The organism is Brevundimonas sp. TSRC1-1, assembly GCF_049898245.1.
GTDB lineage: Bacteria > Pseudomonadota > Alphaproteobacteria > Caulobacterales > Caulobacteraceae > Brevundimonas > Brevundimonas mediterranea_A.
On sequence record NZ_JAFCXI010000002.1, the window covers coordinates 222116 to 238818 of the forward strand.

The following is a 16703-nucleotide window of genomic DNA, read 5'->3' on the forward strand; positions in this document are numbered from 1 at the left end:
GCGAATGACTATGGAAAACTTCAAGATCGACATCGACGCCGACGGCATCGCCGTCATCGCCTTCGACGTCCCCGGCCGTTCGATGAACACCCTGACCAGCGCGGTCATGGCCGAGATCCCGGAACTGGTCGAACGGATCAAGACCGACGAGGCCATCAAGGGCGCCGTCATCACCTCGGGCAAGGCCTCGGGCTTCTGCGCCGGCGCGGACCTGGGCGACATGGCCGGCGGCGTGCTGTCGGGCGGCGGCGACCTGCAGAAGGCGTTCGACGCCGGCTGGAAGCTGAACGGCGCCTTCCGCGCGCTGGAGACCTGCGGCAAGCCGGTGGCGGCGGCGATCAACGGCCTGGCCCTGGGCGGCGGGCTGGAGTTCACCCTCGCCTGCCACTATCGCGTGGTCGAGAACGACAACAAGATCCAGCTGGGCCTGCCCGAGATCAAGGTCGGCCTCTTCCCCGGCGGCGGCGGCACCCAGCGCCTGACCCGCCTGGTCGGCGTTCAGAACGCCATGATGGCCATGAGCGAAGGCAAGTCCTTCCGCCCCAATGACGCCAAGGGCGCCGGCATCGTCCATGAGGTGGTCGAGAAGGGCCAGTCGGTCGAGGCCGCCAAGACCTGGATCAAGAACGGCGGCAAGGCCATCCAGCCGTGGGACGACAAGTCGTTCAAACTGCCCGGCGGCGGCCCCTATCACCCGGCCGGCATCCAGAACTTCATGGTCGGCAACGCCATGCTGCGCAAACAGTCCTACGGCAACTATCCCGCCGTGGTGAACCTGATGAAGGCCGTCTACGAGGGGACCCAGGTTCCGATGGATGCGGCCCTGCGCATCGAGACCCGCTATTTCATCAAGACCCTGATGACGCCCCAGGCCCAGGCCATGATCCGCAGCCTGTTCCTGTCCAAGCAGGAACTGGACAAGGGCGCCGTGCGTCCGGCCGACGTGCCCAAGTCCGATCCGAAAAAGGTCTCGGTCCTCGGCGCCGGCATGATGGGCGCGGGCATCGCCTATGTGCAGGTCATGGCCGGGATCGAGACGGTGCTGATCGACCAGACCCAGGAAGCCGCCGACAAGGGCAAGGCCCATGTCGAGGAACTGCTGAAGAAGCGTCTGTCGCGCGGTCAGATGACTCAGGACAAGTATGACGCCACCCTGGCCCTGGTCACGGCGACGACCGACTATGACCACATCAAGGGTTCGGACCTGGTGGTCGAGGCCGTGTTCGAAAGCCGCGAGATCAAGGCCGACGTCACCAAGCGCGCCGAGGCCCAACTGGCCGAGGGCGCCGTGTTTGGCTCCAACACCTCGACCCTGCCGATCACCGGCCTGGCCGAGGCCTCGGTTCGGCCCGAGGACTTCATCGGCATCCACTTCTTCTCGCCCGTCGACAAGATGATGCTGGTCGAAATCATCCTGGGCGAGAAGACGGGTCAGGCCGCCATCGCCAAGGCCCTGGACTATGTGCTGAAGATCAAGAAGACGCCGATCGTCGTCAACGACAGCCGCGGCTTCTACACCTCGCGCTGCTTCTCCACCTTCCTGATGGAAGGCATGGCGATGCTGGAAGAAGGCTACGGCCCGGCCCTGATCGACAATGTCGGACGCATGACCGGCATGCCGCGCGGCCCGCTGGAGATGCACGACGACGTCGCCCTGGACCTGTCCTACAAGATCGCCAAACAGACGGCGCTGGACCTGGGCGACAAATATGTCCCGTCGGAAGGCGCCGACATCGTCGCCAAGATGGTCGAGGGCGGACGGTACGGCCGCAAGAACGGCAAGGGCTTCTATGACTATGATCAGAAGCCCAAGACGATCTGGAAGGGACTGGGCGAACTGGCGCCGACCACCAAGGGCATCGACAAGCCCGAGGAGGCGACCGCCTTCGCCCAGATCGACGAGCTGAAGACCCGCCTGCTGTATCGCCAGGCGGTCGAGGTCGCCCGCTGCTGGGAAGAGGGCGTCATCGACGACCCGCGTGAAGCCGATCTGGGCGCCATCCTGGGCTGGGGCTTCGCGCCCTGGACCGGCGGCCCGATCAGCATGATCGACGGCATCGGCCTGGCCAAGTTCGTCGAGACGGCGGACCGCCTGGCCGCGACCTATGGCGACCGGTTCAAGGCGCCGCAGCTGCTGCGCGACATGGCGGCCAAGAACGAGACCTTCTACGGCAAGTTCGCCCCGGAGAAGGCCGCCGCCTGATCGGTTGCGGACATCGTAGAACGACGGAACGGGCGGCCTTCGGGTCGCCCGTTTTCGTTTGGATTCCTCGCTTTCGCCGGGATGAGCGGATGTATGGAAATTGGCCTCAAGTAGCGCGAACGCGCGATAGGCCAAGCAAAAAAGACCCGCCCGACACGAGGTCGGACGGGTCGCTCCGCCGTCCCTCGCGGGGTCGGTGGCGGGTCGCTTGGGGCGACGGAGTGTCTAGGAAGGCGAGAGGGTCGTCAGCCTTCGAGATCCTGGCCTTCGTCCGGCTCGGGCGTGCCCAGCAGTTCGTCGGCGATCTTGCTGGTCGAGGCCCGCACCGCCTTCTCGATCGAGGCGGCGATGTCCGGGTTCTGTTTAAGGAATTCGCGCACATTCTCGCGGCCCTGACCGATCCGGGTCGAGTCATAGCTGAACCAGCTGCCCGACTTCTCGATCACCCCGGCCTTGACGCCCAGGTCGATGATCTCGCCCAGTTTGGAGATGCCCTCGCCGTACATGATGTCGAAGATGACCTCGCGGAACGGCGGGGCGACCTTGTTCTTGACCACCTTGACCCGGGTGGTGTTGCCGACCACCTCATCGCGGTTCTTGATCGCGCCGGTGCGGCGGATGTCCAGACGCACCGAGGCGTAGAACTTGAGCGCATTGCCGCCCGTCGTCGTCTCGGGCGAGCCGTACATGACGCCGATCTTGTGACGGATCTGGTTGATGAACAGGACGATGCAGTTCGACTTGGAGATCGAGGCGGTCAGCTTGCGCAGCGCCTGGCTCATCAGACGCGCCTGAAGGCCTGGCAGGCTGTCACCCATCTCGCCCTCGATCTCGGCGCGCGGGGTCAGGGCGGCGACGGAGTCGACGACCACGATGTCCACGGCGCCGGAGCGCACCAGGGTGTCGACGATCTCGAGCGCCTGTTCGCCGGTGTCCGGCTGGGACACCAGCAGATCATCCAGGTTCACGCCCAGCTTCTGGGCATAGCCGGGGTCCAGCGCGTGTTCGGCGTCGACGAAGGCGGCGGTGCCGCCCGCCTTCTGAACCTCGGCCACCGTATGCAGGGCCAGGGTCGTCTTGCCCGAGGATTCAGGACCGAAGACCTCGATCACCCGTCCGCGCGGCAGGCCGCCGATGCCCAGCGCCATATCCAGGCCCAGGGATCCGGTGGACACCGAGGGGATCACGTCGGCGACCCCGCCCTTGCCCAGTTTCATCACCGAGCCCTTGCCGAAGGCGCGATCGATCTGGGCGATCGCCGCCTCCAGGGCCCGTTGCTTGTCGCCGTCTTCCTTGCCCACCAGTTTCAAAGCCGCCTGTGCCATTGCCTTCGTCTCCCTTGCCATGATTCCCGTCAGAAGCTTGGGAGAGACCCGCCATGGACCCGCCCCCGTTTTTGTGAGGCCGACTATGTGCACGGTTTGTTCCAGTTCACAAGATGTTCTCATCCGGAACCCATGAGAACATCCGAATCCTACGTCCGATTTTGACGTATCAAGGAACGGCGACCGGCGCCTCAGCGGCCGGCTCGGCATGGCGGGCCGCCAGGGACAGGCCGCAGCCCAGGATCAGCATGGCCGCCGCCAGCCCGGCCAGGGTGTGGCGCGCGCTTCCCGCACCCGGGGCCAAGGGCCGGGCCAGGGCGACGATCAGCACGGCGATCAGGCCCAGCGCGCCCGGCTGGTCCATCCCCACGCCCAGGAAGACGAAATGGCCCAGCCCCGCCAGCCAGCCGCCGACGACCCCGGTGGCGACCGCCGCGGGCGCCAGGGCGGCCCACCGCTCCAGCCGCGCCCCGATCCCCGCCGCCAGGGCCGCTGCGCCGGCCGCCGCCAACCCGGTCCAGACGAACAGCAAGGCCGCTTCGGGCGCCACGGCCTGAACCAGGACGCCCAGGATCAGCACCAGGACGATGGCCCCCAGCCAGCCGCCCCAGACCGTCTCGTCCTCGCCGCCAGGCCACAGGCTCAGACCCACGGCGACCAGGGCCGCGCCCAGCACCACCGGATCGAACCCGCCCAGGCCCGTGGCCAGAACCGCCGCCGCGGCGATCACCCACGCCAGCAGACGCCGCCCGATCAGGGCCCGCCCCGCCAGCAGGGCGAACATCACCCCCAGCACGGCCAGGCCTACGCCCGCCTCCATCCAGGGCAGGCGGCGCAGCAGGACATAATAGGTCTCGGCCGATTCGATCCGGCCGCCGACCGGCCCGGCCAGAACCCGCACCGCCTGGGCCACGACGATCCCGGCGGCCAGCAGCCAGACGCCCCCGCTCAGCCCCTTGCCGAACTGACGCAAGGTCAGGCCCGTGGCGTGACGCGCGCCCCAGGCGGCGAAACCGGTCAACAGAAAGGCAAGACCCAGCAGCCCCCACCCCGTCCCCGGCCCGTGCCGCAACACCCCCAGGCCGAAGACATCGGCGTAGACGGCGTTCTGCGTGGCCTTCGGCAGGACGGGCGCCCGCACCAGGGCGTCGGTCATTTCCAGCGCCTGGGACCCGATATGTTGCAGACTGCCCTGGTCCAGGGCGTCCGGCGTCGAACCGGGCGAATGGTACTGCGCCGGCCGGCCGATGAAGGCCAGGTTGATCCCGGCCAGGCCCCGGTCGGCGGCCAGGGTGAAGTCTGTGCCGTTGGGCATCAGCCGATAGACGAAGATGGCCAGGGCGTTGCTGGCCGCGCCCCCGTCGGCCCGGCGCGTCGCCCGAGCGTAAAGGTCGATGGTCTGGGCGTTGCCGGGGCCGGTCTCGAACATCATGGCCCGACCGCCGCCGCCGCGCGCCTCCAGGTTCACCACCGCCCCGACCCGCCCCCGCAACGGATGCTCGCTGAAGAAGGCCCGCGCCCCGTCCAGGTTCAGCTCCTCCCCGTCGGTGAGCAGCACGACCAGCCCCCGGTCGGCCGGTCCGCGCGCCCTGATCGCCCGCACCGCCTCCAGCACCGCCGCCACGCCGCTGGCGTCGTCGGCGGCGCCCGGCGAGCCGGGCACGCTGTCATAATGAGCCATCAGCACCACGAGGGGCAGGCTGGGGTTCCGGCCCGGCAGGACGCCGACCAGATTGACCACCGACAGGCCTTCGACCGACTCGCCCCGGTCCTCGATCCGGCGCACGGCGGCGGGCGACAGGGCGCCGGCCTGGAGCGTGGGCGCCAGGCCCAGCTGCGCCATTCGGCCCTGCAGATAGGCCTGGACCAGGGCGTGATCGGTCGAACCTATGGGACGGGGGGAGCGGGCCATGACCCGCACGTCCGCCATGGCCCGCTCCGCCGAGAATCCGGTCGCGGCGGCGCTTGTCGGCGCGGGCCGAGGCGTCTGTGTCGTGATCACGGCCAACCCCAGCGCCGCCGCCAGGGCCGCCAACAACAAGACCAGCCGCATTAGATGCATCCCCCGAGGCGTCATCGCGCCAATAGGGCCGAGCTGGCGTCATTTCGCAAGTGCGGGGTCAGGGACGCGTCCGGTTCCGTTCGACCCGGTTGCCAGTCGCCCCGTCGCCGTCGTCGGCGCTGGACCCGAACGGATAGCCGGCGTCATCGCCGCAATAGGACCGGTTCCCCTCGCGCGCGCCCACCACCACCGTCCGGGGGCGCAGCCAGCCGACGCCGGAGAACACATTATCCGCAATCTGATTATAGGACGACGTCTGGTGCCGGATCACCCCGTCCTCGCCGCAGTTGCGGTACAGGAAGACCCCGCCGCGGCCGCCCAGGGCGAAGCGGTTGCCGATGATGCGATTGGCGCCCGATCCGTCCACGGCGATCTGTTCACGCCCGGTGCGAATAGTGAAGTCATTGTCCTGGATCACCGTTCCGGCGCTCTCGGCGTCCAGATAGACGGCGGTCGAGACCGACCGGCCCGAAAAGCGCGAGCGCGCCACCACGGTCTGCGTCACCCCCGGCCCGACATACAGGGGGATCGTCCCCACGCCCTCGAACCGCACCCGCTCCAGCATCGTGCCCAGGGGCGCCGCGCTCTGGGCCGCCGTCGTGTGATCGGGCGTCCGTGACGAGGCCAGCAGGTCGCGCATCGATCCGCCCGCCCCCATGCCCCAGATCCGCACATTGCCGACGACGGTGCAGTTACGCACATAGGTCTGGACCGGACGGCTCCAGCCGTCGCCCTGACGCCGCGACCAGATCGCCACCGTCGGCGTCTGTGACGTCGCCTCGCGCGCCGGTCGGATCACCCCGCCGCCGCAGTCGATCCCCGCGCCCGAGGCCTCGGCCCCCTCCATCAGAACAGGCCGCCGCACGGCGACGCCCGCCAGGTCGGCGCGGCACGTCAGGCGATAGGCTTGATCGGACGGGGCGGTCAGGTCGCGCACCTCGGCCGGGGTGCAGGCCCGCGCGCCTGCGGGACCGCCCGCCTGAACCGCCGCCAGCAGGATCAGGCCGCTCCACATCTCAGGGCAGGGGAACAGCCAGGGCCGCGCGCTCGGCCGCGCAGCCGGGATTGGTCCGTCCCGTCGCCCGCGCCGCCGCCAGTTCGTCGCGCGCCGCCGCGATCTCAGCCTGGAAGTCCGGCGTCGCGACGATTTCGGCGACGACGGCCCGCCCCAGCGCCTCGCCCGCCAGCCCATCGCTGGGATAGTCCATGGCGCAGATCTGGCGGCTCACGCCGATCTCATGGCCGATGCGCCGCACCGCCGCCGCCCGGTCCGGCGCGATCAGGGCCAGGGCCTCGGCATAGGCGGTTCCCAACGCCGCGCCGGCGGAGGGCGCGGACGGGCTGCGCCGCATCGCCGGCGTCAGGGTCTGGCAGGCCCGGCGCGCGGGATCCTCGGCGACCGGCCGGGCGCGACGACCTCGCGCCTGGGCCTGGGCCTGGGCCTGGGCCTGGGCCAGCACGACCGCCGCCTGGGCGTCATGAAAGACCTTGGCCATCATCCGGTCCAGCGTCGGCGTCTCGGCCGACCCCAGTCGCACCCCCAGGGCGCAGTCGAAATGCTGAAGCGCCAGCGGCGGGCGCAGTTCGGCATGGGCGGTCGCCATCAGCCAGCGGTCCGAATCCTCCAAGGCCGTGAACCGCGCCGAGGCCGCCCGGTCGGCCGCATCCTGGGCCGATCCCGCCACGGGCGCTGGGGGCACGGCCTGGGCCAGCCGCGCGACGACGCCGGGCGACAGATAGCCTTCGTCGGTCGTGCTGAAGATCGGACGGGGCGAAGGCCGCTCGGCCGGGGCGCAGGCCGCCAGGGGCAGCGAAGGCAGGATCACCGTCGCCGCGATCAGAGCGGCGACCGGTCTCACAGACCCGCGCTCCAGCTCAGCTGCACCGAGGTCTCGCCGCCGGCGCCCGGCGCCGCCACCACCTGAAGATTGGTCGCGCCCGCCTGGCCGCCCGCAGCGCCATAGGCCCGGGCGTCGCCCTGGTTCATGCCCATGACCGAGGTCAGGCCCGCCTCCTCGGCGCGGGTGCGATAGAAGGCCACCACCTCGTCGGGCGTGGCGGCGGTGGTGAAGGTGACCAGCCCGCCCTCGCCGTCCGGCCCGGTGGCGGTCGTCGCCGGCTGGTCCAGGGCGGCGCCGGGGTACAGGGCGGCATAGGCGGGCGCGCCGGGCGCAGCGGGGATATCCGCCGTCATCGCCTCGGGCGCAGGCGCAGCCTCTTCCTCCGACGGCGAAGCCGGGGCGGTCATTTGGTCAGGAGCGGCGAGGGAGGCCTGGGCCGGCGCCTTTTCGGTCCTGGACCGGTCGTCGCAACCTGCAAGGCAAAGCAAGACTAAGGCGGCCGAGGCCGCCAGACGGCGTATCATCGGGGAATCGTCCCTTGGACCCATGGTCAAGGCGCCACCGTGGCGCAAGGATGCGGCGGCAGCAAGGCGTCGGCGTCAATCGTCGTTTTCAGCGCGGCCCCGTGTCCCCGCCGAGGCCCGCCCTTCTTCGGCGAGGGCCTCGTTGATCTCGAGCGAGTCGGGATCATCGTCCGATCCGCTGGCGGACCCGCCGCGCAGCGAGCCGGCGCGGGTGTCGGAGCCGGAATCTGTGCCGTCCAACGCCTCGATCAGGGCGTCAGCCTTGTGCCCCAGGTCCGGCTTTTCGCCCATGTCGGCGGCCTCGCGCGCATCCTCGCACTCGGCTTCGGTCTTTTCGGCGTCAACGTCCGTCATGGCTCATGTCTCCGGGTTCGTCGAAGGTAAAGCGCCGACCCGGTTGCGGTTCCCCGCTCCCTGCCCTTGAACCTCGGCCGTCAGCCCCGATCTAGGCGTCATGATCCCGTTCTCAGTTCTCGACCTCTCCCCCATCGTCGAAGGCGGCGACGCCCGCCGCGCCCTCGACGAGACCCTGGCCCTGGCCCAGGCCGCCGACCGGCTGGGCTATGAGCGGTTCTGGCTGGCCGAACACCACAACATGCCCGGCATCGCCAGCGCGGCGACCGCCATCGTCATCGGCCATGTGGCGGCGGGCACCCAGCGCATCCGCGTCGGCTCCGGCGGCGTCATGCTGCCCAACCACGCGCCCCTGATCGTCGCCGAACAGTTCGGCACCCTGGAGACCCTGTTCCCCGGCCGGATCGACGTGGGCCTGGGCCGCGCGCCCGGCACGGACGGCGCCACCGCCCGCGCCCTGCGCCGCTATTTCGAGGGCGCCGACCAGTTCCCGCGCGACGTGGTCGAATTGATCCAGTGGTTCGAACCGGCCGCCGACAACCAGCCGGTGCGCGCCGTTCCCGGCGCGGGTCTGCGCGTGCCGATCTGGCTTCTGGGGTCCAGCCTGTTCAGCGCCCAGCTGGCCGGCCAGCTGGGCCTGCCCTACGCCTTCGCCAGCCATTTCGCGCCCGAACTGCTGCTGGAGGCCCTGGCGCTTTATCGCCGCAGCTTTTCCCCATCTGACCGCCTGGCCCAGCCCTACGCCATGGCCGCGATCAATGTCTTCGCCGCCGATACGGATGAGGACGGGGTGCGCCTGTCCACCTCGATGCAACAGAGCTTCGCCCGTCTCTCGACCGGCAAGCCGGGCAAGCTCCCCCCGCCCGTCGACGACATCACCGCCGTCCTGACCCCGCAACAGATCGAGGGGGCGCGCAGCCGCCTGCTCTATTCCGCCGTCGGCGGGCCGGACACGGTGCGGAAACAGCTGACCGACTTTATCGCCCTGACCGGCGTCGATGAATTGATGGTCACCGGCATGGCCTTCGACAACGCCGCCCGTATCCGCAGCCTCGAGATCGTGGCGGAAGTTCGCGGGCGGATGGAGACGGCCCAGGCGACCTAAACCCTCAGCCCCGCCAGAAACGCCAGCAACAGCCCATTGACCTCGTCCGGACGCTCCTGCTGGATCCAGTGGCCGGCGCTGGGCAGGACCACCGAACGGGTCAGGTTCGGAACCCAGTCCTTCAGCCCCGCCTCGGCCGAGCCGGCGTAATGCCGCACCGGGTCGTCCTCGCCGACGATGAACAGGGCCGGCTGGAGAATCCGCTGCTCCTGCGCGAAGGCGGTCAGCGACCAGTTCAGATCGATCGCCCGATACCAGTTCAGCGGCCCGTCGAAGCCGCCGGCCGTGAAGGCCTCGACATATTCGGCGAAATGGGCGGGGGTCATCCACGGCGGCAGGTCGGCGCCGTCGTCGATGCTGTCCAGCAGGCCGACGCCGCGCGCCATGAAGCCGGTCGCCCGTTTCGACGCCGGGGTGGCGCCGTCATAGGACCAGAACAGTTTCCTCAGCGTCGTCGCCGGATCGGCCTCCAGCGTCAGATGGGCGTCCGCCGCCTGGAACCGGCTGATATAGAGATCGCCCAGCCCGGCCCGTTCGGACAGGATGGCCATGACGGTCGTCGGCGGTCCCTGGGGGCGACGCGGCTGGAAGGGCACGGACAGGCCGGCCACCGCCGTGAACAGATCCGGCCGCAGCAGGGCGCAATGCCAGGCGACCGGCGCGCCCCAGTCGTGGCCCACGACGACGGCGCTCGACTTGCCCAACGCCCGGACCAGATCGACCATGTCCCCGACCAGATGCAGGATCGAACAGGCGTCGACGCCCTCGGGCTTGTCCGTGCCGCCGTATCCGCGCATGTCCGGGGCCACGACGTGATATCCCGCCGCCGACAGGGCCTCGACCTGGGCCCGCCAGCTGATTCCCAGTTCGGGGAAGCCATGGATCAGCAGGACCAATGGCGCGTTGGGGTCTTCGAACCCCGCCTCCAGCACCTGTTGGACAAGGCCGTCGGTCTTGATAAGCCGGGTGCGCATCTCAACCTCGCAGGCGGCTCTTCCGCCGCGAATGGAATAGGACGGACATGACCCGCCTCGTCACCTTTGCAGACGGTACGACCGTTCCCGCCCTGGGCCAAGGCACGTGGGAGATGGGCGACGATCCCGCCTGGCGCGACGAGGAGCAGCAGGCCCTGGCGCGCGGCATCGACCTGGGCCTGACCCTGATCGACACGGCCGAGCTCTACGGCGACGGCCGTTCCGAACGGTTGGTGGGCGAGGTCATCGCCGGACGTCGCGACGAGGTCTTCCTGGTCTCCAAGGTCCGGCCCGACAACGCGTCGGAAATGAAGATGATGCTGGCCTGCGAGAAGTCGCTGGAACGGCTGGGGACCGACCGGCTGGACCTGTATCTGCTGCACTGGGAAGGCAATGTCCCGCTGGAAGAGACCGTCGCCGCCTTCCAGGAATTGGTCGACGAGGGGATGATCGCCCGCTGGGGCGTGTCCAATCTGGATCTGCGCGCCATGGAGCGGCTGATGGAGATCGAGGGGGCCGAGGACTGCGCCGTCAACCAGCTGCTCTATAATCTCGGCTCGCGCGGGGTGGAGTTCGACCTGTTGCCCTGGATGCAGGCCCGCGACATGCCCATGATGGCCTATTCGCCCCTGGGACGGGGCGAGTTGCTGGAACAGCCCCTGATCCGCGACATCGCCAACCGCCACAGCGCCGACCCGGCTCAGGTAGCGCTCGCCGCCATCCTGCGCCACGACGGCGTCATCGCCATTCCCAAGGCCAGCTCGGTCGAACACGTCGAGGCCAACGCCGACGCCCTGGAGATCCAGTTCGACCTCGAGGATATCGAACGCCTCGACGCCGCCTTCCCCCCGCCCACGCGCGAGACGCCGCTGGATATCATCTGAGGCAAGGGACACGGCCGAACCCCGGCCGCGTCCCTTGCCACGGCGTGATTTAACGGTTGCCGCCGGCCACAGCGATGATTTCACCGGTGATCCAGGCGCTGTCGGGCGAGGCCAGGAAGACGGCCACAGGTGCGATGTCGGACGGCTGACCCATGCGGCCGAGCGGCGTCTGGGCGACCATCTGGACCTCCAGATCCGAGCCGATGATGCCCGTGGCGTGGGTGCCCTCGGTCTCGACGGCGCCGGGCGCAATGGCGTTGACCCGGATCTGGCGCGGGCCGAGTTCCTTGGCGAGCACGCGGGTGATCGAGTCCACGGCGGCCTTGGTGGCCGTGTAGACCGAGGCGGTCGGGATATCGACGGTGGTGGCGCCCGAGCTGATGTTGATCACGCTGCCGCCGTCGGGACCGAAGCGCTTGGCCGCCTCGCTGGTGGCCAGCAGCAGGCCCAGAACATTGATGTCGAACTGGCGTCGGTATTCGGCCTCGGTAAAGTCCTCGATCGGCGCGAAGGCATAGACGCCAGCGTTGTTGACGAGGATGTCCACGCCGCCGAACGCCTTCTGGGTCTCGTCGAACAGCCGCGTGACATCGTCGCTGCTGGCCACGGACGCCTGGACGGCGATGGCCTTGCCGCCGGCGGCGGTGATCTCGGCCACGACCTTGTCCGCCCCTTCGCGGCTGGAGGCGTAGTTGACCGCCACTGCGGCGCCCTCGGCGGCCAGGGCCTTGGCGATGGCCGCCCCGATGCCTTTCGATGCGCCGGTGACGACGGCGGTCTTGCCTGAAAGCTTGCTCATGATCTCTCTCCGGTCGCCTTCAGCGGCGAACGGTTTGATATTTAGATAACCATCGAACTGATTCAATAAGCGGGGCTGTTGATTTTCTGAAACCGGCCTCAGATTTCCGCGAGCTGGGCCAAATAGGCGTTCAGGACGTCGCGCTGCAGCACCAGGAAGGCGAACTTGCCCTGCCGGCAGATCTGGATCAGGCCGGCGGTCTCCAGTTCCTTCATATGGTGCGAGAAGGTGGGGGCGCTGACCGAGACAAGCTGGGCGACCGCGCCGCAAGGGGTGGGTTCGCTGGCCGCGCCGATCTCCTTGAGGATCTGACGGCGACGCGGCTCCGCCAGGGCCTTGGCGATCAGGTTCACCTGGCGTTCGTCCAGCCGGATGCGCAGCGCGTCTTCCATAGGGCTCATATGCGGTGCGAGAGCGGCTGACGCAAATGGGGCGCGACGACACATCGATCGTCGGATCGACTACCCGCTCCCGATCAACTCCAACAGCCGCGCCCGCGCCACCCCGGCATAGGGCGCCGCCGGGCCTCGCCCCCAGACCGGATCGGGCCACAGGCCGTCGTCGCGACGGCGGCCGACGACATGGAGGTGCAACTGGGCCGTCACATTGCCGATGGCCCCCACGTTCAGCTTCTCGACCGTTCCCAACCGCCGCACCAAGGCCCCGGCCCGCACCGTCTCCTCCATCAGCGCTGCCCGCTGTTCGACGCTCAGGTCTTCCAGCTCCACCGCCCGCTCGACACGCGGGATCAGGATCAGCCAGGGAAACCGCGTGTCGTCCTGCAGCCGCACATGGCACAGCGGCCATTCGGCGGCGGCGATGGAGCCCGCCTCGAAGGCGGGGTCTGGACGAAAGTCGGTCATGGCGTCTCCGCAACAGGGTTTTCCCAGCCTTGCAGCGCGGCCGATGCGGGTCTAGACCGCCCGCACGATTAATCCCCTTTCGCACACGCAATAAACGGAGACATCCATGGCTCGCGCGAAGATCGCCCTCATCGGCGCCGGCATGATCGGCGGCACCCTGGCCCATGTGGCCGCGCGCGAAGCGCTGGGCGACGTGATCCTGTTCGACATCGCTGAAGGCACCCCCCAGGGCAAGGCGCTGGACATCGCCGAGGCCACCGCCGTCTTCGGCTCGGACGTGGCCCTGAAGGGCGCCAACGACTATGCCGACATCGCGGGCGCCGACGTCTGCATCGTCACCGCCGGCGTGCCGCGCAAGCCGGGCATGAGCCGCGACGACCTGATCGGCATCAACCTGAAGGTCATGAAGGCCGTCGGCGAGGGCATCAAGGCCCACGCCCCCAACGCCTTCGTCATCTGCATCACCAACCCGCTCGACGCCATGGTCTGGGCGCTGCAGAAATTCTCGGGCCTGCCCAAGGAGAAGGTCGTCGGCATGGCCGGCGTGCTCGACTCCGCGCGCTTCGCCTACTTCCTGGCTGAAAAGACCGGCGTCTCGGTTCAGGACATCCACGCCTGGACCCTGGGCGGTCACGGCGACGACATGGTGCCGATGGTGCGCCACTCGACCGTCGGCGGCCTGCCCCTGCCGGACGCGGTCAAGGCCGGCTTCCTGTCGCAGGACGAGCTGGACGCCATCGTCGACCGCACCCGCAAGGGCGGCGGCGAGATCGTGGCCCTGCTGAAGACCGGCTCGGCCTTCTACGCCCCGGCCGAAAGCGCGATTGCGATGGCCAAGTCCTATCTGCTGGACCAGAAGCGCGTCCTGCCCTGCGCCGTCTGGCTGTCGGGCGAATACGGCCTGTCCGACCTCTATGTCGGCGTCCCGGCCCTGATCGGCGCCGCCGGCGTCGAAAAGGTGATCGAGTTCACCACCAACGACGACGAAAAGGCGATGTTCGAAAAGTCCGTCGCCTCGGTCCAGGGCCTGCTGCAGGCCTGCAAGGATATCGACGCCTCGCTGGTTTAAGCGATCATCCAGATCGAATGACGAAGGGCCTGCGGAGCAATCCGCAGGCCCTTTTTCTTTGCTTTCCAGATCTTCCCCCGCTTGCGGGGGAAGTGTCAGCTCGTCGAGCGCAGCGAGACGGCTGACGATGGGGGAAGTTCTCGTCCAGCCAAACAAGACTCCCCCCTCCGACCCTGGTTCGCTTCGCGAACGCCGGGCCACCTCCCCCGCAAGCGGGAGAGGGTCTTTCGTGTCACTCCCGCACGTGGGCCAGCCAGTCCTTGCTCTGCATCTCGTTGAAGCGCGACACGGTGCGTTCGAACTCGAACGCCCCCACACCCTCGGTATAGAGGGCCTCAGGCCGGGCGGCGGCCAGGACGATCAGCTTGGTCTTGGCTTCGTACAGGGCGTCCACCAGGGTCACCAGACGCCGCGCCTCATGGTGGTTGGCCGAACTCAGGATCGGCACGTCCTCCAGGAACAGGGTGTGGAACCGTTCGGCGACGGCCAGATAATCCTGCGGCCCCAGCGGCCGGCCGCACAGGTCCGCAAAGCTGGCCCGCGCCATCGAGCCGACGGTGCGTTCGATCACCACGTCGCGGCCCAGCACGGCCAGATGCGCCGGTTCCTCCGGCTCGCCCCCCTTCAGCTCGCGCCAAAGTTCCTCAAACCCGGCCCGGTCGTCCGGCGTGTGCCAGATCTCGGCCGAACTCAGCCGGTCCAGCCGCCAGTCGCGCGCGCCCGCCGTCTGCACCACGGCGCAGCGGTCCCGGATGATGTCGATGAAGGGGGTGAACAGCTGGCGGTTGATGCCGTTCTTGTACAGGTCCTCCGGCGCCCGGTTCGAGGTGATGGCCAGCACCACCTTGTCCTCGAACAGGGCCTCGAACAGCCGGCCCAGGATCATGGCGTCGGCGATGTCCGTCACCTGCAACTCGTCGAAACACAGCAGCCGGGCTTCGGAGGCGATCAGCTTGGCGATCGGCGGAATGGGATCGTCGCCCTTATGCGTCCCGAACACGGCCTTGCGGGTCTTCGCATCCCCCTCGCGCCACTGGCGCACCAGGTCGTGGATCCGGGCCATGAAGGCGTGGAAATGGGCGCGGGTCTTTCGCGGCTCGGGCGTGGCGGAATAGAACAGATCCATCAGCATGGACTTGCCCCGTCCCGGCGGCCCCCACAGGTATATCCCCTTCACCTCGGGCGGGCGTCCGAACAGACCGCGCCGGGCCAGATCGGTCTCCAGCCGCTCCAGGGCGACGAGCACTTCGGCCTGGGCCGGATCGGGCGTCAGTACGCCCTCTTCCACGCGGATGTCGTAGGCGTTTCGGATGCGGGAGGTCATGAGCCCCTGCTTAAAGTCCCCGTCGCCGAAAAGCGATTGCTTCGCGGCTGCGAACGCCTAAATGCACACCACACAACACATCGCGCTCAAGCAGCGAGGCCCCGTGGGCCGAGCGATAGCGCGTCCGAAGGACCAATCATCATGGGTTATCGCGTCGCGATCGTCGGGGCCACGGGCAATGTGGGCCGCGAAATGCTGAACATCCTCGAGGAGCTGGAATTCCCCGTCGATGAAATCCACGCCATCGCCTCGCGCAAGTCCAAGGGGGTCGAGGTCTCGTTCGGCGACAAGACCATCAAATGCCAGGACATCGAACAGTTCGACTTCTCCAAGGTCGATCTGGTCCTGATGTCGGCCGGCGGCGAGGTCTCGCGCGCCTGGTCCGAGAAGATCGGCAAGGCCGGCCCCATCGTGATCGACAACTCCTCGGCCTTCCGCAAGGACGCCGACGTGCCCCTGATCGTGCCCGAGGTGAACCCGGACGCGGTCAAGGACGCCAAGAAGAAGAACATCATCGCCAACCCCAACTGCTCGACCATCCAGTTGGTCACGGCGCTGAAGCCCCTGCACGATACGGCCAAGATCAAGCGGGTGGTGGTCTCGACCTATCAGTCGGTGTCCGGCGCCGGCAAGGAAGGCATGGACGAGCTGTGGAACCAGACCAAGGCCATCTACGGCCTGGGCGATGCGCGCCCCAAGAAGTTCCCCAAACAGATCGCCTTCAACGTCATCCCCTATATCGGCTCCTTCCTCGAGGACGGCTCGACCGACGAGGAGCAGAAGATGTCGGACGAGACGCACAAGATGCTGGACCCCGACATCAAGGTCACCGTCACCTGCGTGCGGGTGCCGGTCTTTGTCGGCCACTCCGAGGCCGTGAACATCGAGTTCGACCGCCCCCTCGCCCCGGACGAGGCCCGCGCCATCCTGCGCGAGGCGCCGGGCGTGCTGGTGATCGATAAGCAGGAGCACGACGGCTATATCACCCCCGTCGACGCCGCCGGCGAACACGCCGTCTATGTCAGCCGCATCCGCAAGGATCCGACCGTCGAGAACGGCCTGAACCTGTGGGTCGTGTCCGACAACCTGCGCAAGGGCGCCGCCCTGAACGCCGTCCAGATCGCCCAGTTGCTGGACGAGACGGGCGTGATCACCTCGTCGTCGGGGTATCGTTCGATCACGGTGTAACCTTCTTTCGTCATCCTCCGGCGCGCTTAGCGCGACCGGGGGACCCAGCGGCGCGCGTGAGCGCGAACCTGTCGCGGACACGATTTCGGCCGTCATGCTGCTGGGAGATTTCGCCTTCGGCGCCGCTGGGTTCCCCGGTCTGCGCCGCGAAGGCGCGGCTTGCCGGAGAATGACGAAAGTGAAGTTGA

The 16703-nt window shown here is 68.4% G+C and carries 16 protein-coding genes; 5 read left to right on the top strand and 11 right to left on the bottom strand.

Annotated elements, in window-relative coordinates; all coding sequences use genetic code 11:
* The first annotated feature begins 10 nt into the window (after window positions 1–10).
* Complete coding sequence (locus ACP7CK_RS07135; protein ID WP_426025899.1) at window positions 11–2203, top strand: 3-hydroxyacyl-CoA dehydrogenase NAD-binding domain-containing protein; 2193 nt, start codon at window positions 11–13, stop codon at window positions 2201–2203.
* A 245-nt stretch (window positions 2204–2448) separates the two neighbouring features.
* Here ACP7CK_RS07135 and recA read toward each other — a convergent pair whose 3' ends face one another.
* From recA to ACP7CK_RS07165, 6 genes are all read right to left on the bottom strand, one after another.
* On the bottom strand, window positions 2449–3528 hold the full coding sequence (gene recA / locus ACP7CK_RS07140; protein WP_008261712.1) for a recombinase RecA: 1080 nt from the start codon (window positions 3526–3528) through the stop codon (window positions 2449–2451).
* 169 nt (window positions 3529–3697) lie between these two features.
* Window positions 3698–5581, bottom strand: coding sequence for a M20/M25/M40 family metallo-hydrolase (locus tag ACP7CK_RS07145; protein ID WP_426025563.1), 1884 nt, complete (start codon window positions 5579–5581; stop codon window positions 3698–3700).
* Between the two features lie 67 nt (window positions 5582–5648).
* On the bottom strand, window positions 5649–6605 hold the full coding sequence (locus ACP7CK_RS07150; protein WP_426025564.1) for a right-handed parallel beta-helix repeat-containing protein: 957 nt from the start codon (window positions 6603–6605) through the stop codon (window positions 5649–5651).
* Window position 6606: 1 nt separating this feature from the next.
* Window positions 6607–7449 (bottom strand): PA-phosphatase, encoded by an 843-nt coding sequence (locus tag ACP7CK_RS07155; protein WP_426025565.1) that lies wholly within the window; start codon window positions 7447–7449, stop codon window positions 6607–6609.
* Window positions 7446–7838: a hypothetical protein gene (locus ACP7CK_RS07160; RefSeq protein ID WP_426025566.1), complete on the bottom strand. Its 393-nt coding sequence runs from the start codon at window positions 7836–7838 to the stop codon at window positions 7446–7448. Before ACP7CK_RS07160 ends, ACP7CK_RS07155 begins: the two co-directional genes overlap by 4 nt.
* A gap of 192 nt (window positions 7839–8030) precedes the next feature.
* Window positions 8031–8309: a hypothetical protein gene (locus ACP7CK_RS07165; RefSeq protein WP_008261484.1), complete on the bottom strand. Its 279-nt coding sequence runs from the start codon at window positions 8307–8309 to the stop codon at window positions 8031–8033.
* Between the two features lie 100 nt (window positions 8310–8409).
* Between ACP7CK_RS07165 and ACP7CK_RS07170 the strand changes: the two genes are divergently transcribed.
* Window positions 8410–9414 carry an LLM class flavin-dependent oxidoreductase gene (locus ACP7CK_RS07170; RefSeq protein ID WP_426025567.1) on the top strand — a complete coding sequence of 335 codons (1005 nt, stop codon included), beginning with the start codon at window positions 8410–8412 and terminating at the stop codon, window positions 9412–9414.
* On the opposite strand, the gene ACP7CK_RS07175 is transcribed toward ACP7CK_RS07170, so the two are convergent.
* The gene (locus tag ACP7CK_RS07175) at window positions 9411–10388 is read right to left on the bottom strand and encodes an alpha/beta fold hydrolase (RefSeq protein WP_426025568.1); all 978 of its coding nucleotides are present in this window, start codon (window positions 10386–10388) and stop codon (window positions 9411–9413) included. The two genes, ACP7CK_RS07170 and ACP7CK_RS07175, sit on opposite strands and share 4 nt — an antisense overlap.
* 47 nt (window positions 10389–10435) lie before the next feature.
* On the opposite strand from ACP7CK_RS07175, the gene ACP7CK_RS07180 reads away from it, so the two are divergent.
* A complete protein-coding gene (locus ACP7CK_RS07180) occupies window positions 10436–11272 on the top strand; it encodes an aldo/keto reductase (RefSeq protein WP_426025569.1) in 837 nt (278 codons plus the stop codon).
* Between the two features lie 49 nt (window positions 11273–11321).
* On the opposite strand, the gene ACP7CK_RS07185 is transcribed toward ACP7CK_RS07180, so the two are convergent.
* The 3 genes from ACP7CK_RS07185 to ACP7CK_RS07195 form a co-directional block, all read right to left on the bottom strand.
* On the bottom strand, window positions 11322–12071 hold the full coding sequence (locus tag ACP7CK_RS07185) for a glucose 1-dehydrogenase (protein WP_426025570.1): 750 nt from the start codon (window positions 12069–12071) through the stop codon (window positions 11322–11324).
* A gap of 98 nt (window positions 12072–12169) precedes the next feature.
* On the bottom strand, window positions 12170–12463 hold the full coding sequence (locus tag ACP7CK_RS07190) for an ArsR/SmtB family transcription factor (protein ID WP_008263087.1): 294 nt from the start codon (window positions 12461–12463) through the stop codon (window positions 12170–12172).
* Window positions 12464–12532: 69 nt separating this feature from the next.
* The gene (locus ACP7CK_RS07195; protein WP_426025571.1) at window positions 12533–12934 is read right to left on the bottom strand and encodes an HIT domain-containing protein; all 402 of its coding nucleotides are present in this window, start codon (window positions 12932–12934) and stop codon (window positions 12533–12535) included.
* A gap of 106 nt (window positions 12935–13040) precedes the next feature.
* On the opposite strand from ACP7CK_RS07195, the gene mdh reads away from it, so the two are divergent.
* Window positions 13041–14003: a malate dehydrogenase gene (mdh, locus tag ACP7CK_RS07200; protein WP_426025572.1), complete on the top strand. Its 963-nt coding sequence runs from the start codon at window positions 13041–13043 to the stop codon at window positions 14001–14003.
* A gap of 232 nt (window positions 14004–14235) precedes the next feature.
* Here mdh and zapE read toward each other — a convergent pair whose 3' ends face one another.
* Window positions 14236–15327 (bottom strand): cell division protein ZapE, encoded by a 1092-nt coding sequence (gene zapE, locus ACP7CK_RS07205; protein ID WP_292150495.1) that lies wholly within the window; start codon window positions 15325–15327, stop codon window positions 14236–14238.
* Window positions 15328–15468: 141 nt separating this feature from the next.
* Between zapE and ACP7CK_RS07210 the strand changes: the two genes are divergently transcribed.
* Window positions 15469–16515, top strand: coding sequence for an aspartate-semialdehyde dehydrogenase (locus ACP7CK_RS07210; protein ID WP_426025573.1), 1047 nt, complete (start codon window positions 15469–15471; stop codon window positions 16513–16515).
* Window positions 16516–16703: the final 188 nt, after the last annotated feature.

What these genes read in the sequence shown, in the direction of transcription:
- ACP7CK_RS07165 (WP_008261484.1), bottom strand. Translation starts at nt 8,309, where the DNA reads ATGACGGACGTTGACGCCGAAAAGACCGAAGCCGAGTGCGAGGATGCG.
- ACP7CK_RS07180 (WP_426025569.1), top strand. Translation starts at nt 10,436, where the DNA reads ATGACCCGCCTCGTCACCTTTGCAGACGGTACGACCGTTCCCGCCCTG.
- ACP7CK_RS07190 (WP_008263087.1), bottom strand. Translation starts at nt 12,463, where the DNA reads ATGGAAGACGCGCTGCGCATCCGGCTGGACGAACGCCAGGTGAACCTG.
- ACP7CK_RS07210 (WP_426025573.1), top strand. Translation starts at nt 15,469, where the DNA reads ATGGGTTATCGCGTCGCGATCGTCGGGGCCACGGGCAATGTGGGCCGC.
- ACP7CK_RS07170 (WP_426025567.1), top strand. Translation starts at nt 8,410, where the DNA reads ATGATCCCGTTCTCAGTTCTCGACCTCTCCCCCATCGTCGAAGGCGGC.
- ACP7CK_RS07195 (WP_426025571.1), bottom strand. Translation starts at nt 12,934, where the DNA reads ATGACCGACTTTCGTCCAGACCCCGCCTTCGAGGCGGGCTCCATCGCC.
- ACP7CK_RS07160 (WP_426025566.1), bottom strand. Translation starts at nt 7,838, where the DNA reads ATGACCGCCCCGGCTTCGCCGTCGGAGGAAGAGGCTGCGCCTGCGCCC.
- ACP7CK_RS07185 (WP_426025570.1), bottom strand. Translation starts at nt 12,071, where the DNA reads ATGAGCAAGCTTTCAGGCAAGACCGCCGTCGTCACCGGCGCATCGAAA.
- ACP7CK_RS07175 (WP_426025568.1), bottom strand. Translation starts at nt 10,388, where the DNA reads ATGCGCACCCGGCTTATCAAGACCGACGGCCTTGTCCAACAGGTGCTG.
- ACP7CK_RS07145 (WP_426025563.1), bottom strand. Translation starts at nt 5,581, where the DNA reads ATGCGGCTGGTCTTGTTGTTGGCGGCCCTGGCGGCGGCGCTGGGGTTG.
- zapE (WP_292150495.1), bottom strand. Translation starts at nt 15,327, where the DNA reads ATGACCTCCCGCATCCGAAACGCCTACGACATCCGCGTGGAAGAGGGC.
- recA (WP_008261712.1), bottom strand. Translation starts at nt 3,528, where the DNA reads ATGGCACAGGCGGCTTTGAAACTGGTGGGCAAGGAAGACGGCGACAAG.
- ACP7CK_RS07135 (WP_426025899.1), top strand. Translation starts at nt 11, where the DNA reads ATGGAAAACTTCAAGATCGACATCGACGCCGACGGCATCGCCGTCATC.
- mdh (WP_426025572.1), top strand. Translation starts at nt 13,041, where the DNA reads ATGGCTCGCGCGAAGATCGCCCTCATCGGCGCCGGCATGATCGGCGGC.
- ACP7CK_RS07150 (WP_426025564.1), bottom strand. Translation starts at nt 6,605, where the DNA reads ATGTGGAGCGGCCTGATCCTGCTGGCGGCGGTTCAGGCGGGCGGTCCC.